Source organism: Burkholderia sp. HI4860, assembly GCF_002223045.2.
Taxonomy (GTDB): Bacteria; Pseudomonadota; Gammaproteobacteria; order Burkholderiales; family Burkholderiaceae; genus Burkholderia.
The window spans coordinates 1,535,318-1,550,505 of sequence record NZ_NKFO02000001.1 but is presented as its reverse complement, the minus strand read 5'-3'; the positions used below and the strand labels follow the sequence as shown (position 1 = coordinate 1,550,505).

Below are 15,188 nucleotides of genomic sequence, written 5' to 3'. Positions count from 1 at the left end.
CCATGGCGACGCCAAACCAGAAGATCACCACGCCCATCGCTCAGAACGAGACATCGGCCGCGAATGTCTGCCTCCCCTGGTATGTGCAAAACACGGAATATGGTCCAAAGTCCGGATCCTTCCGGCCATTGGTCAATGGCGAAACCGCGTTTCGGGCTGTATACGATGCCATCGCAGGCGCCAAGCATTCGATCGACATCGTTTGCTGGGGCTTTCAGCCGTCCATGTACTTTCGCCGTGACGGTTCCGGCATGCGAATTGGTGCGCTGCTTGAGCAAAAGGGCAAGGAAGGCTGCAAGGTACGATTGCTGTGCTGGCACGATGACCTTTACGTGGCCGAACTGAGCGAAAACAACATGCCGGGCTTCGACGGCATCACGCGCCTCAAACAAAGCTTTAGCCAGAACATGTACGACAGCCATCCCCTGATGGCACCCGACTACCAGACAGCGGAAGAGCGCAAGTTCGATACGGAATGGTACAGACGAGCCAATCTGAACAACGTTACGAGAGGCGGATCGGCGTCCTTGGCCAATCGCGTCGTCGATGACGTGGTCATGGCCCCGGTAAAGGCGGTCCAGTCGCTCACGTCCCTGTCGGACGTGCCGACCAAGTTCCTTCATCGAAAGGAGGCCATGACCAACATCGAGATCGCGACGCGCGGGTTCAGCTTTTCCGAACGCGCCGAAATCATCGGCAGGGTCTGGAACTATGGCTCGAAGTCCGACTGGAACGCAGCCATGAAACGCGGCGCGGCCAAAGGCATGGGCTCCGAGCCGACGCATCACCAAAAGATGGTGTTGATCGATTACGAGGATCCCGATCTGGCCACCGGTTTCGTCATGGGTCACAACATGCTGGACCAGTACTGGGATACCGACGATCACCACTACGACCCCAAGACGCCGAGCACGGGCCGCAATGGCCCCTGTCCGTGGCAGGACATATCGAGTCGCGTAACGGGTCCCATCCTGGAGGACCTGAACAAGAACTTCTGCGAAGCATGGGACGATGCGACGGGGCAAAATCTGACGAAGCTGCGCGCCGGGCAAGCCGGGAAGCAAAAGATCCGCACTGACTCACCTGACGATCTCAAAGTGAGGGCGCAGGTTTTGCGCACGCAATCGCAGAAGGGCAAGCGCGACATCGGGAAAATGTACCTGCAGGCGATCAACAACGCGACGCAATACATATTCATCCAGAATCAGTATTTCCGCTGGCAGGAACTCGCAACGAAAATCAAGAATGTCGCGACCACGCATCTCCGATGGGGCCGGGATGTCGGCCAGGACGGGCCAATCTATCTGTTCGTGATTACGAACTCCAGCGATGCGGCAGTCGGCAACGGAACGGTGAGAACGTACCAAATGTTGAATTCGCTTGGATACGGAAACACGATGCCGGGCGTCGCATTGCTGGAGCGTGAGGAAGGCATGACGGGCCAGCAGAAAGCCGTCGATGACCAGCTCACCGCGCAGCAGCACTCGCTGGAGTCGCAGCTTGCTGCAGAGCAGGCGTCGTTACAAAAAATGCAATCCCAGGGAGTGAATCCGTTTGACGGGATGGCGATGCAAGGTGCCGCAAACTACTATCAGGCGAGCCAGTCTCGGCAGCAGGATATTCAGATCGGTCTGGACGAAGTGCAGCGGAAAAAGCGCGCCAATGCGAACATCCGCCCGGATGCGCCCCCCATGGACGTACCCGGGCTTAAGATACATATTTGTACGCTCGTGGCGCCCGACTCCCACCCAGACAATTGGTTGCCGGTATACGTCCATGCCAAACTGATGACGGTCGACGACGCATTCATGACGCTCGGGTCCGCGAATGTGAACATCCGAAGCATGAATGTCGATAGCGAACTCAATATTTGTCACGAAAACAGCGATATCACGAAGCCGCTGCGAAAGAAGCTTTGGGGGCTTCATACCAACGGAGCGGGAGACCTGGACGACTATGCAAGTTCCTTCAAAGCGTGGGGCACGATCCTGGATCGCAACAAGACGTTGAACAACAAAGGAATGAAGCCTATTGCCTCGCTCGTCCGATTCGAAAGAACCTCTGATAACCGTACTTACGACGATTGATCGATGAACAGATTCATCCTGTGCATTTCGCTAGCCCTTGTCCTGGGTGCGTGTACAAAAAAGGAAAATCCAGTGTCCCAGTCACCTCACCTTCCCGAGCTCAATAGCGTGCACACCAATCTCGCATTTACCTGCACGCACGAGGCCGACCATCTCCCTTCGCTCGATCCCAAGGCAGATGAGCTGTTTCAGTATGCTCGATACCTGCAAAAGAAAAGCGGACCGAAAGACTTCGACGATATCGTCCGTTACTATCGGATAGCGGCAGCGTATGGTCACTACAAGGCGAACAACAACGCTCAACTCCTGATTTCGCAAGAACTGGCCCATTCTCCCGCCCCGGAAAAAGAGGTGGTTGATCTCGCTTCACAACTGGTCGAGCAAGGCATACCCGCCGGTTACTACAATATCGGCCACTATCTCGAAACCGGTTATGGCTTGAAGCAAGACAACGAGATGTCACTGCGCTACTTCCGAAAGGCCGCCGATCTGGGCAATCCCGACGCGCAGTACTACATCGGAGAATTACTCGCCCCGCGAGACAATGCACCGGCCATTGCAAAACAGATGCGGGAGTGTGCTACGGCTCAAGGCAATGGCAAAGCAGCCAACATGCTTGGCGCGGACTTGATGACCGACGGCTTCTATCAGGAAGCACTCAAGGCTTTCCAGAAAGGTGCCGAGTCGGGAGACTCGCAAAGTACGTTCATGCTCGAACATGCATTTCAGGGGCCGCCTAAATCCGACGCGCTGTATTACCTGGCCCTGTCCAACGATCCCGAACGAACACGACGCTACGAACTGATCGGAAAATTTATCGACAGCAACGACGGCCGCAATCCGAAGGTTCCCGACATCGACAAGATCGTCCCTCTGCCACCCGCAAAACTTCCGCCGTGGGACGGCAGCTTCCAGTGGCAGAAAGAGCAAGATGCCGCCACGCCTCCGCAAAAGCCTTCCGACGAGATGATCAACGAAATGGCGAAGGCGAAGCACCTCGATCCGGCAACGGGGCTACCGCTCGCCGGCGTCCAGGACAAAGTCTCGGAGGAACTGCAGCCGGTGACCGTCGCGACGCGACTGCCGATCGGAACGGTCGCTCGCACCGGGGAACGCTGCCCCGAGGACGGAGTCTGGTGCGCAACCCTGAAGGAAGGTCAGGCCGGCGACTCGGAACGGCGGTTTCTGAAGGGCGATACGCTGCCCTCGATCATCGTTCACGAATCAAGGGCACTCGCGCTTCTGGATCGCGTGATCGGTACGCGCCAGCAGACGACGCAGGTCGCGTGGCGACTCATCTCGTACCTCGATCAGGCCTGACACCCGCGAATGCGTCACATTCGGCACACTCCGCGGCTCCCGAACCGGACTCGCCTCCGGCTCGGGAACCTCGTCGCGCGCTACGTGGTCAAGTGCAGATGCAACAACCAATCGTCAACGGCATGCGGGATCTGAAATGAGATTCGGTCAACCGTAGTGCTTCGACACTTCGGACTTCCTGTCGGGATGCATCTGAATCGTACCTACGATGATCGATCGATGAACAGACTCGCCCTGTGCATTTCATTCGCCCTTCTCATGGGCGCGTGTACGAAAAAGGAAAAACCGGCGCCCGAGTCAACCACGCTTCCCGATCTCAACAGCGTGCAAGCCAATCTCGCATTTACCTGCACACACAACGCCGACCATCTTCCTTCGCTCGATCCCAAGGCAGATGCATTGTTCCAGTACGCTCGATACCTGCAGAAGCGGAACGGACCGAAAGATTTCGACGATATCGTTCGTTACTATCGGATTGCCGCCGCGTATGGACACTACAAGGCCAACGACAACGCTCAACTCCTGATTTCGCAAGAACTGGCCCACTCTCCCGACCCGGCGAAAGAAGCGGTTGATCTCGCCTCACAATTGGTCGAGCAACGCATACCCGCCGGCTACTACGACATCGGCCAATATCTCGAGGCCGGATACGGTCTGAAGCAAGACAACGAGATGTCGCTGCATTACTTCCGAAAAGCTGCCGATCTGGGCAACCCCGACGCTCAGTACTACATTGGGGAACTACTCGCACCACGGGACAATGCACCGGTCATTGCGAAGCAGATGCGGGAGTGCGCTACAGCTCAAGGGTATGGGAAAGCCGCGATGATGCTCGGCCTGGACTTGAAGACCGACGGGTCATACCCGGAGGCACTCAAGACCTTTCAGAAGGGTGTCGAGGCCGGAAGTGCCGAATGTGCGTTTACGCTCGAAAATGCGTTTCAGGGGCCGGCGAAATCTGACACCTTGTATTACCTGGCCCTCTCGCATGACCCCGAACGCTCCAGACGATATCAAGTGATCGGAAAATTCATCGACAGCAACGACGGCCGCAATCCGAAGGTGCCTGAAATCGACAAGATCGTCCCTCTGCCACCCGCAAAACTTCCGCCGTGGGACGGCAGCTTCCAGTGGCAGAAAGAACAAGATGCCGCCACACCTCCGCAAAAGCCTTCCGACGAGATGATCAACGAAATGGCGAAGGCGAAGCATCTTGATCCGGCAACGGGGCTGCCGCTCGCCGGCGCTCGGGGCTAAGTCTCGGCGGCGCCGGGCACAGTCAAGCGCACATGTCGCGCGCACTGCGCCTCCCGTGCCTGACCCGTGCGCAGTTTCCGCGTCCGGCCCGAGAGTCGCGTTTCGCACTACACGTTCACTTCACCCAAGCAAAGTAATACGACAACCAGATCGTGAGCCCCGCGCCAACCAGCGCGACGTAAGGCATCAGGTTCAGCCACATCGCACGCTTCGGCACTTCGAGTTCCATGTCGCGCTGCATCTGCGCCGGAAAGCGGCCACGATCCTGCCAGTAGTGGCGGAACAGGAACACCGGCACGATCAGCAGCATCGCGATCAGCCCATTGCGCAGCGTGCCCTCGCCCTGCAGGTTCGCGCCTGCACCGACATACACCAGGTTCGCGTAACCGCAGATCGCGCCGCCGACGAGCAGCCACGTCGGGCAGCGGAACGGCCGATCCCAGTTGCCGCGATCCATCCGGTGGATCCAGCCCGACTGAAGATTCAGGAATACGAACAGCATGTAGCAGACGTTCGAGATCGACAGCACCGTCATGTAGTCCGACATCATCAGCAACACGAGGTTGAAGCCGAGATCGGTCCACATCGCGCGCGTGGGCGAGCCGTGCTCGTTCACGTGCGACAGGTACTTCGGCAGCCAGCCGTCGACCGATGCCTGGTACAGCGTGCGCGACGAGCCCATCATCGACGTCATCACGATCAGCAGGATCGACAGCATCAGCATCACGACCACCGCATTCGCAACCCATGCGCCACCGCCGACGATCTTCGCCATCGCAGCCGCGACGCCGGTGCCGTCGCCGATCGACGGATCGAGCATCGCCTGCGTGCCGAGCGCGCCCTGGAACGCCATCGGCACGAGCGTCATCACGACGAGGCACAGCGCGCCCGACCAGAAGATCGCCTTGGCGGTATCGCGACGCGGGTCACGGAATTCACGCGTGTAGCAGACGGCCGTCTCGAAGCCGTACGACGCCCAGCCGGCCATGAACATCGCGCCGAGCGCCATCGTGACGCCCTGCCCGTTCCACGAGCCGAACGTCGCGGCCGTGAGGTTGCCGTGCGCGTCGTGACCGAGCGGCAGCAGCGGGAGCAGGTTCGACATCGGCACGTCGCCCGTGATGAACGGCACGATGCCGACGATCAACAGCGGCGTGAGCGATGCGATGCCGAGAATGCGCTGCGTACGCGCGGCCTTCGACGCACCGCTGTGCTGAAGCTTGAACGTGATGAGAAGCAGGATCGTCGCGATGATGAACGTCGCATTGATCCGCAGGGACAGACCGGGCTTGATGAACCCGAGATCCGCAACCTTGAGCTGCCAGTGCAGCACCGCCGCGTCGGCGGGAAAGAGACTCGTGAGCGCATAGCTCGCCGCGAGGCCGCAGCCGAGCGCGAGCATCGGCGACCACGCGAGCCAGTTGCACCACACGGAAACCGGGGCAATCAGCTTGCTGTAACGAACCCAGCCGATCGCGCCATACACGGACGCGCCGCCCGATTTATGGGGAAATAGCCCCGATATTTCCGCATAAGTCGCGCTTTGAACCAGCCCCATCGTGATCGCGGCGATCCAGATCGCCCACGCGGGCTGGCCGATCGTCGCGCATACGCCGCCGATCGTGAACAGCACGCCTGCCGGCACGCCGCTCGTTACCCAAAAAGCGTCTTTCCAAGTCAGGCCACGATGCAGCGTGTGGCCCGGCGAATCATGTGAGATGGTTGCCTCAACATCACTGGTGCGATTCGCACGCAGTCCTGCTTGACTCATCCAATTCCTCCTGTGATGACTCCGCACAAGGGCGCTAGGGAAACGCTGATCAATGGACCAACTTCCGAAGTTGCAGGCGAGATGGCTTCAAATTTTCTGGATGACGAAGCGAATCGGCGCTCAATTCAGTGAATTTGGCGCGTAAGCGAGCCTCCCCTGCTCGCATTTTTCATACGCATGACGGACTGCTCCCATGGACCGATCGCAACAGATTTCGCGCAATCACCAGATTCGCCAGAGCGAACAGGCTGAACAGTTGCGCGGTGTTCTTGGCCAAGCCCTTGTATCGGGTCTTGCGATGCTGAAACAGATTCTTGACGATATGAAACGGATGCTCAACCCGCGAACGGATCTGCGCCTTGGTTCGCTCGAGCGCGATCACCAGGTCCTTCAGCGCTCCTTCTTGCATCGCCTTGATCTTTCCCCGCCTGGCAGCGACGTGCCACTTCACGGCCTTGCCCGCCATTTCCTCGCGCTTGTCGACGCCAATGTAGCCCGCGTCGGCGAACACCTGCTCTTCATGCCCGTGCAGCAGGGCATGAGCTTGCGATACATCCGACACGTTGGCCGCCGTGCCAACCACACTGTGAATCAGGCCCGAGTCGGCGTCGACGCCAATGTGGGCTTTCATGCCAAAGTGCCATTCGTTGCCCTTCTTCGTTTGATGCATTTCCGGGTCACGGCTCTTCCCGGCATTCTTGGTCGACGGCGGCGCTTCAATGATCGTCGCGTCAACCAGCGTGCCTTCCTTCATCATCAGCCCACGCTCGCACAGCGAGATGCCAATCTCGTCGAACAACTTCCGTGTCAGTTCGTGTTCGATCAGCAGGCGCCGGAACTTCAACAGCGTGGTTGCATCAGGCACGTTCTCGATCGCCAGATCGATGCCGGCGAAGGCTCGCAGCGTGATGCTGTCATACAGCGCGTCTTCCAGTCCTTCGTCCGACAGTCCGTACCACTGTTGCACGAAGTAGATTCGCAGCATCCGCTCAAGGCCAATCGGCGGGCGACCTCGCGTGCCCTTCGGATAGTGCGGTTCGATGGCCGACAGCAAGCGCTGCCACGGAACGACCTTCTCCATCTCTTCCAGGAAGCGTTGGCGCCTCGTCACTCGCTTCTTGCCTGCAATTTCCGCTTCCGCGAAGCCGATCTGCCTCTTCATCGTCGTGGGTCCGTTCCGTGAGCTGTCTTCTAAACGTCCTCGGCTACGTCTGCGATGACCGCCGAGCCGAATAAATCAGCGTTTCCCTAGTGTAACAACTTACGCTCTTTTCTGCAGAATCAAAAAAATAATTCCGGGATAAGGTCGCGTCGCAGTGCGATTATTTCGCATTACTACCGACCCTTCCCGGACTGTCTCTTCATCTATTTATCGAGGCGATTCACTGCCGGCTTACTGCACGCCTTCCGTCCACGCATTCACACGATCCGCGTGCGCGGCTATCCACGCATCGGCTGCCGCTTCCGGCTTCGAGCCGTTCTGGATCGCCAGCATCACGCTGTCGATTTCACCCGGCTTCCACTGGAATTTCTTCAGGAACGCGACCACCGGCTTCGCCTTCGTTTCGAGCCCCGGATTCACGACGCTGTCGACGTGCTCCGCGCCGCCGAACACCTTCTTCGGATCCTCGAGGAAGCGCAGCTTCCACTTCGCGAACATCCAGTGCGGCGCCCAGCCCGTCACGATGACCGGCTTGCTCGCATTGACCGAACGCGACAGCTCGGCCGTCATCGCGCTGCCCGAGCTCGGCATCAGCGTGTAGTTCAGCCCGTAGCTCTTGATCGCGTCGTCGGTCTTGCGCATCACGCCGGCACCGGCATCGATGCCGACGATCCGGCCGCCGAAGCTGCCCTTCTCCGCGTTCAGGTCGTCGAGGCTCTTCGCCTTCACGTAAGCGGGCACGATCAGGCCGATCTTTGCATCCGGAAAATTCGCGCCGAGATCGACGACCTTGGCCTTGTACTCATCCCAGTACGAGCCGTGCGTGACCGGCAGCCACGCGGACAGCGTCGCATCGAGATCGCCGCGCGCGACGCCCTGCCACATGATCCCGGCCGCGACCGGCACGAGCTTCACTTCGTAGCCGAGCTTCTTCTCGATCACGCGCGCCGCGACGTTCGACGTCGCCACGCTGTCGTCCCAGCCTTCGACGTAACCGATCTTCAGCGTGGGCTTCGTATCGGCGAGCGCCGACGCGCTCAATGCCACCATTGCCGACAGGGTGCCGGTCCACAACAATTTTCCGAACAGCTTCATGGTCGATCTCCGTGAAATGCGCGCCGTGCGCGTGGTCTCTCTAGGTTCTTCAACCACAAATCCGCGGTATCGTTGTTTTCCGACGGATGCTTGTCCGGACGCGACGCGCCCGGACAGTCGATCGCGTGTTGCGACTACTTGTCGATCACGAGATCCGACAGCGGCTTGCTGCAGCACAGCAGCACCATCCCCTGGTCGATCTCGCGCTGGCGGATGCCGCCGTTGTGCTTCATTTCCACCTGCCCCGACACGAGCTTCACCTTGCAGGTGCCGCACATGCCCTGCGTGCACGATGCCGGCAGCCGCACGCCCGACTGGCGAGCCGCATCCAGCACGTGCTGCTCCGAGCCGCACGCAATCTCGCGGTTGCTCTTCGCGAAGCTGACCGTGTATTGCTTCGTTTCGGTGCCGGTGTCGGCGCCGTCGGCCAGTGGCGCGAGATCGGCGAGCAGTTCGTCGCTTGCGGTTTCGGCAAGCGTTTCGAACGAGAAGCTTTCCTCGTGATACTGCTTGCGATCGAAGCCGGCTTCGTCGAGCAGGTCGCGCACGGCCTTCATGTACGGCGCGGGGCCGCACGTGAAGATTTCGCGCTCCATGAAATCCGGTGCGATCAGCTTCAGCAGCGGCAGCGTCAGGAAGCCCGTGACGCCCGGCCAGTTGGTGCGTGCACCGACGCGCTCGACGACGAACGACGTGCGGAAGTTCGTGTGGTTCGACGCGATCAGGTCGAGCTCGCGCGCGAAGATGATGTCGTCCGGCGTACGTGCGCTGTGTACGAACAGGATGTCGCGATCCTCGGCGAGGTCATGGTGCGCGCGGCTCATCGACATCAGCGGCGTGACGCCCGAGCCGGCCGACAGGAAAAGGTACTTGCGCGCCGGATGCCGGGCGCACGTGAATTCGCCGGCCGGGCCGAGCACGCGCACCGCGGCGCCCGGCTGCAGGTTGTCGTGCAGCCAGTTCGACACCTTGCCGCCCGGCACGCGCTTCACCGTGATCGACACCGTGTGCGGCCGCGCGGGCGACGACGAGATCGTGTAGCAGCGGTTGATCGTTTCGCCGTCGATGTCGAGCTCGAGCGTGAGGAACTGCCCGGGCTCGAACGAGAACGAGCGGCCCTGCGGCGAACGGAAGAAGAAACTCTTCACGTCGTGCGTTTCCTGCCGCACGTGGCAGCACACCAGCGTTTCCTCGACGTCGCTCGTCCAGCGCTCGGGAAGGGCGTTCCAGAACGCCGGGCGCGTGACCCGGCTGTCCGTCGGCTCGAAGTTGGCCGCATCTCGCATCATGTCTTGCTCCGCTTGTCCGCTTCTGGGTACTACGCGCCGGTTTTTTCGGCGAGCCGGCCGATGTACCAGGCCGAGAATTTTTCGACGAGACCTTCCGTGAACGGCGAATACGGGCCCGGCTCGTACGCGCTGCTGGTCGCGCCGCGCTGCGAGAATTCGACGAGCGCGCGATCCTGGTCGTTGGTCGCGTTCCACACGGCCGTGAGGTTCTTCACGTCGTAGTCGATGCCTTCCTTCGCGTCCTTGTGCACGAGCCACTTCGTGCGCACCAGCGTCTTGCCGGCCGACAGCGGGATCACCGAGAACGTCACGATGTGATCGCTCATGAAGTGGTGCCACGAGTTCGGCTGCGTCCAGAACGACAGCCCGCCGAGGTCGGCCTTGTCGAAGCCGCCGAGCAGCTTCTTCGATGCGACCTTCGCATCGAGCGTCTGCGATTCGCCGTGGCGATCGAGCGGCAGGCGCTGCGTGCGGAAGCCCGTCACGTCGAGCAGCTTCTCGATCTCTTCGGACGGCAGGCCCATCTCGGCCCACTCCTTGCCGCGCCGCACGCAGGTTTCCGCGAACGCGTCCATGCCTTCGGCGTTCGCGTCGGAGCGCTGGTAGCCGAAGCCGTATTCGTACAGCGAGATGGTGAGCTCCGGATGGTTCGCGACGCAGTGATAGCACTCGCGGTTGTTCTCCATCGTGAGCTTCCAGTTGCCTTCCTCGATGATGTCGACCTGCGCGGCGATCTTCGTGTTCGGCAGATCGTGCGGCAGCAGGTACGGCTCCATCTCGGCGCGCAGCTGCGCGAAGTCGGCGGGCGGCTCGTCGGCGAGGCAGACGAAGATCAGGCCCGCGAGGTTCTCGACGTGCACCGACTTCAGGCTGTGCTTGCAGCGGTCGAACTTCTCGCCCATGTGCTCGGCGAACATCAGCTGGCCCGTCAGGTTGTAGGTCCAGCTGTGGTACGGGCACACGATGTTGCCGACCGAGCCTTTGTCCTCGTTGCACAGGCGCGCGCCGCGGTGACGGCACACGTTGTGGAACGCGCGGATCGCCATGTCGTCGTCGCGCACGATCAGGATCGAATCGCTCCCCAGTTCCACGGTCACGTAGTCGCCCGGCTCCGGAATGTCCGGCTCGACCGCCACCTGGATCCAGTGCTGGCGGAAAATCGCCTCCATGTCGAGCGCGAAGATGTCCTCGCTCGTGTAGAACGGTGCCTCGAGGCTGTAGCCTTCCTTGCGCCGCTCGATCAATGCACGAATGTCTGCCGATACTTTCATCGTTTGCTCCGGATTCCTTGCATCCCTGGGTTCTTGCCGACAGGCATCAAAATCAGTAGTCGATGAGCTGATGCTCGCGCAAATACGCGAGGATCACTTGTGCTTTTTCGACCGAACTCCCTTCATTTACGACGTTGCCGCCACGGCTTTCGGTCGTCGTCGCGGACAGCATCCGGGCATGCCCGGAGCGCTTCTCGGCGGCGACCAGCTTTACGGGTTTACGCTCGATCGGGCCGACCTTCCACGCGGCCGCGTCGGCGTCCGCGCCGGGCGCCGCGAGCGCCGGCCGGATCGCGCCGGCGCGCAGCCGCGCATACGCATAGCGCGGCTCGGCATTGGCGAGCGGATGGACGGCGACGACGGCCGGCAGCGCCGCGTCGACGCGCCGCCGCAGCCCTTTCGGCAAAAATTGCCGGACGGCCACGCGACCGCCTTCGACCGTCACGTCGACGGCCGAACCGACCAGCGGATAGCCGAGCGTCGCGGCGACGCGATACGGCAGCATGCCGGTGTCGTACGCGCCCTCGGCGCGCGTGCCGGTCAGCACGAGGTCGTAGTCCTCGACACGCGCGGCGAGCGCATGCACGGCGTCGTCGCCGTCGCGGCAGGCCAGCACCTCGACCTCCCGTGCGCCGAGCGCGAGATATTCGGCAAGCGCCGCATTCGCGGGGTCGCCTGCGTGGATCACGTCGAGCTTCGCGCGATGCCGCTCCGCGAGCTGGCGGCCGGTTTCGAGCGCGGCCGCGTCGTTGCGGCTGTAGCGCGCGACGCCGCTGACCGGATGGCGGCCGACGGACACGAGCACCGCGATGCGTTGCAAGGGACGGGGGGCGTTCATGCGGCGACTCCTTCCGGTTCACGGGTGCCGACCGCGGCCGGCGATTCGCCACGCGCGGCGCGCGCGGCCTGCACCTGTTCGATCAGTGCGGCAATCGTGCCCTGCGCGTCGCCGACCACCGTCAGGTTCGCGCGCTTCGCGATCGGCGCGCTGCCGTCGAGGTTCACCGCGATCACGTGGCGGCAGTCCTTGATCCCCTGCAGGTGCTGCACCGCGCCCGAGATGCCGAACGCGATGTACACGCTCGCCTCGACCGTCTTGCCGGTGGCACCCACCTGCTTGTCGCGCGTGAAGTGACCGTTGTCGACCGCAACGCGGCTTGCGCCGATCGCCGCGCCGAACGCACCGGCCAGCCGCTCGAACGCGCCGATGTCGGACACGCCGTTGCCGGCCGATACGATGAAGTCGGCTTCCTCGAGCGCGACCTGGGCCGCGTCGATTTCGTCGAGGCCGAGATCGCGGTACGGTTGCGCGGCGTCGTGTGCCGGGCGGATGAAGTCGGCAGCCACGCGTTCGCCCGCACCGACGAACGGCAACTTCGCGTCGACCGCGTTCTGCGCGAGCAGGATCACGTCGGGCAGCGCGCGGGTGGCAAACGCGCGCCCGGCGTGCGCATACGCACCGACATGCTTCGCGTCGATCTCGACGACATGCGTCGCGACGCTCGCGCCCGCGGCCGCCGCGTAACGCCGACCGAGATCGCCGTCGCCCGTCGCGTTGTCGGGCACGAACACGTGTTTCGGCGCAAGCGCCGCCACGCAGGCCTGCAGCGCTTGCAATTCGCTTTCAGGGTCGAACGCGCGCCGATCGAAGCCGGCGAGTTCAAGCAGCTTGTCGACGCCCAGTTCGGCCACGTCGTCCTTCAGTTCGCCGAACGCCAGCAGCGCGACTTCGGTCTGCGCATCGGCGAGCAATGCGGCGGCGGCGATCGCCTGCCGCGAATGATCGTCGAGCGCGCCACGTTCGCCGTGCGCGACCACCAGCATCACGTGCTTCGGATCCTGCACCGCGCGGCGCGGCTTCGCAGCCGCCGCGCCATGACCGTGCGCGATCCCGTGCACGGCGTTCGCATCGGCGCTGCCTTCCTCGCCGAGCGTGATGCGCTTCAGGCCGGCGGCCGTGATGATGAACGGCCGGCGCGGATCGATTCGTTTGATCGTGTTCATCGATTCACTCCAGCGAGGCGGCAACGAGTTCGGCCACGTCGAGCACGTCGGGGCGCGGGCCCACGACGCCTTCCAGCATCGCCGTGCAGTTCGGGCAGGCAACCGCGACCACGTCCGCGCCGATCGTGCGGGCGTCGGCGATGCGGATGTCCGGGATGCGCTGCTTGCCGGGGATGTCGGTCAGCGGCGCCCCGCCGCCACCGCCGCAGCAGCGGCCGCGCATGCCGTTGCGCTCCATCTCGACGACCTGGATGCCGATCGTCTTCAGCAGCTTGCGCGGCGCTTCCGTCTCGCCGTTGTAGCGGCCGAGGTAGCACGGATCGTGATACGTGGTGCGCTTGTCCTGCAGCGCTTCGACGGCCTTCGGCGCGATCTTGCCGCTGTCGGCCAGCTCCGCGAGGAAGGTCGTGTGATGCTTGACCGTCACGCGCAGCCCGAGCGCACGGTATTCGTTGCGCAGGCTGTGCATCACGTGCGGGTCGGCCGTCACGATCTGCTTGTACGACAGCGTGCCGAGCGTGCCGATCAGGCGCTTCGCCATCTGCTGGAACGTCGCTTCGTCGCCGAGCCGGCGGGCGACGTCGCCCGTGTCGGTCTCGGTCGCGCCGAGCACCGCATAGTCAACGCCCGCCTTGTTCAACACCGTGACGAACGCGCGCAGCGTGCGCTGGTAGCGCATGTCGAACGCGCCTTCACCCGCGACGAACAGCACGTCGACCGGCTTGCCCGGTTGCGCGACGGGCGCGTTCAGGTCGACCGACCAGTCGTAGCGCGCGGCCGTGTCGTAGCCGCCCATCGTGCCCGTCTCGCGCAGGTTCGCGAGCACTTCCTGGCCCTTGCCCGGCACCGTGCCGTGCACGAGCGTGCGGTTGCGGCGCATGTCGACGATCGCGTCGACGTGCTCGATCAGCATCGGGCACTCCTGCACGCACGCGCGGCAGGTGGTGCACGACCACAGCGTCTGCTCTTCGATCAGGCCCGACACGATCGGGCCGTTCGGCTCGCCGCGATGCTGGCCGACCGGAATGCCCGGCGAAGGGCTGCCCGCGTAGGCCGCATCGGTGCCACCGGCCATCCCGACCACGAGATCCTGAATCAGCTTCTTCGGATTCAGCGGCTGGCCCGACGCGAACGCGGGGCACGCGGCTTCGCACTTGCCGCACTGCACGCACGCGTCGAAGCTCAGCAACTGGTTCCAGCGGAATTCGACCGGCTTCGCGACGCCGTACTCCTGATGCTCGATGTCCGGCAGCTTCAGCGCGGTCGGCGGCGTGGCCGTGCCGTTGCCGGTGAACGAGTCGCGGGTGGCCGCGAAACGCTCCTGGCGCGGGTGGAAGGCCAGGTGCAGGAGACCTGCGATCGCATGCTTCATCGGGCCGCCCTTCGCGGCGCCGACCGTCATCGTGAAGGCACCGACACCGATCAGCACCGCGCAGAGCACCGCGAACGCGCCCGACATCGCGCCGGTCGGCACCAGCATGAACAGCACAAGGCCGAGCGCGAACGAGCCGAGCAGCCAGGGCAGCGTATTCCACGGGCCGCGCGACAGGCGTGCCGGCACGTCCTTGGCCGCGCGCCGGCGCCACACGAACACCGCGCCGACCAGCATCGCGAGCGCCGCGAGGAAGATCAGCTTGTCGAGCCACGGCGAGTAGATCGCGAGGCCGTAGTTGACGAACACCAGCGCGAGTGCGCCGATTGCGCCGCCGGCCGTCGCGACGTGCGTCTTCGCGATGTACGGATCACGGGCGACCACGTGGTGCAGGTCGACGAAGTAGCGCTTCGGGATCGCGAACAGGTTCGCGACGCCGAACGAACCGGGCGCGGTGGCCCGGCCCAGACGCCAGTAGGACGAGCGCTTCGCGACCGCGAACGCGAGCCCCGCCACCGACAGCCACAACAGGGCGGTAATGAGGAAGGACGGGTTCATCG

10 protein-coding genes and 1 pseudogene are annotated in these 15,188 nt (G+C 62.8%); 3 read left to right on the top strand and 8 right to left on the bottom strand.

The window, feature by feature from the left end:
• The first annotated feature begins 2 nt into the window (after positions 1-2).
• From CFB34_RS06915 to CFB34_RS06905, 3 genes and pseudogenes are all read left to right on the top strand, one after another.
• Positions 3-2,087, top strand: coding sequence for a phosphatidylserine/phosphatidylglycerophosphate/cardiolipin synthase family protein (locus CFB34_RS06915; protein ID WP_089441777.1), 2,085 nt, complete (start codon positions 3-5; stop codon positions 2,085-2,087).
• A 3-nt stretch (positions 2,088-2,090) separates the two neighbouring features.
• Positions 2,091-3,407, top strand: coding sequence for a sel1 repeat family protein (locus CFB34_RS06910; RefSeq protein ID WP_179243753.1), 1,317 nt, complete (start codon positions 2,091-2,093; stop codon positions 3,405-3,407).
• A 258-nt stretch (positions 3,408-3,665) separates the two neighbouring features.
• A pseudogene (locus CFB34_RS06905) lies at positions 3,666-4,649 on the top strand (sel1 repeat family protein); the annotation flags it as partial.
• Between the two features lie 130 nt (positions 4,650-4,779).
• On the opposite strand, the gene CFB34_RS06900 reads toward CFB34_RS06905, so the two are convergent.
• From CFB34_RS06900 to CFB34_RS06865, 8 genes are all read right to left on the bottom strand, one after another.
• Positions 4,780-6,435: an APC family permease gene (locus CFB34_RS06900; RefSeq protein ID WP_089441775.1), complete on the bottom strand. Its 1,656-nt coding sequence runs from the start codon at positions 6,433-6,435 to the stop codon at positions 4,780-4,782.
• Between the two features lie 169 nt (positions 6,436-6,604).
• Positions 6,605-7,597 carry an IS5-like element ISBmu2 family transposase gene (locus CFB34_RS06895; protein ID WP_006412423.1) on the bottom strand — a complete coding sequence of 331 codons (993 nt, stop codon included), beginning with the start codon at positions 7,595-7,597 and terminating at the stop codon, positions 6,605-6,607.
• A gap of 231 nt (positions 7,598-7,828) precedes the next feature.
• Positions 7,829-8,692, bottom strand: coding sequence for a glycine betaine ABC transporter substrate-binding protein (locus CFB34_RS06890; protein WP_089441774.1), 864 nt, complete (start codon positions 8,690-8,692; stop codon positions 7,829-7,831).
• A 134-nt stretch (positions 8,693-8,826) separates the two neighbouring features.
• Positions 8,827-9,981 carry a hybrid-cluster NAD(P)-dependent oxidoreductase gene (locus tag CFB34_RS06885; protein ID WP_089441773.1) on the bottom strand — a complete coding sequence of 385 codons (1,155 nt, stop codon included), beginning with the start codon at positions 9,979-9,981 and terminating at the stop codon, positions 8,827-8,829.
• A 29-nt stretch (positions 9,982-10,010) separates the two neighbouring features.
• Positions 10,011-11,252, bottom strand: a complete 1,242-nt coding sequence (locus tag CFB34_RS06880) for an aromatic ring-hydroxylating dioxygenase subunit alpha (RefSeq protein WP_089441772.1) — start codon at positions 11,250-11,252, stop codon at positions 10,011-10,013.
• Between the two features lie 52 nt (positions 11,253-11,304).
• On the bottom strand, positions 11,305-12,090 hold the full coding sequence (locus CFB34_RS06875; protein WP_089441771.1) for an electron transfer flavoprotein subunit beta/FixA family protein: 786 nt from the start codon (positions 12,088-12,090) through the stop codon (positions 11,305-11,307).
• On the bottom strand, positions 12,087-13,256 hold the full coding sequence (locus tag CFB34_RS06870) for an electron transfer flavoprotein subunit alpha/FixB family protein (protein ID WP_089441770.1): 1,170 nt from the start codon (positions 13,254-13,256) through the stop codon (positions 12,087-12,089). The genes CFB34_RS06875 and CFB34_RS06870 overlap by 4 nt, the downstream gene beginning before the upstream one ends.
• 4 nt (positions 13,257-13,260) lie before the next feature.
• Entirely contained in the window at positions 13,261-15,186 is a 1,926-nt protein-coding gene (locus tag CFB34_RS06865; protein ID WP_089441769.1) for a (Fe-S)-binding protein, read from the bottom strand.
• Between the last annotated feature and the right edge of the window lie 2 nt (positions 15,187-15,188).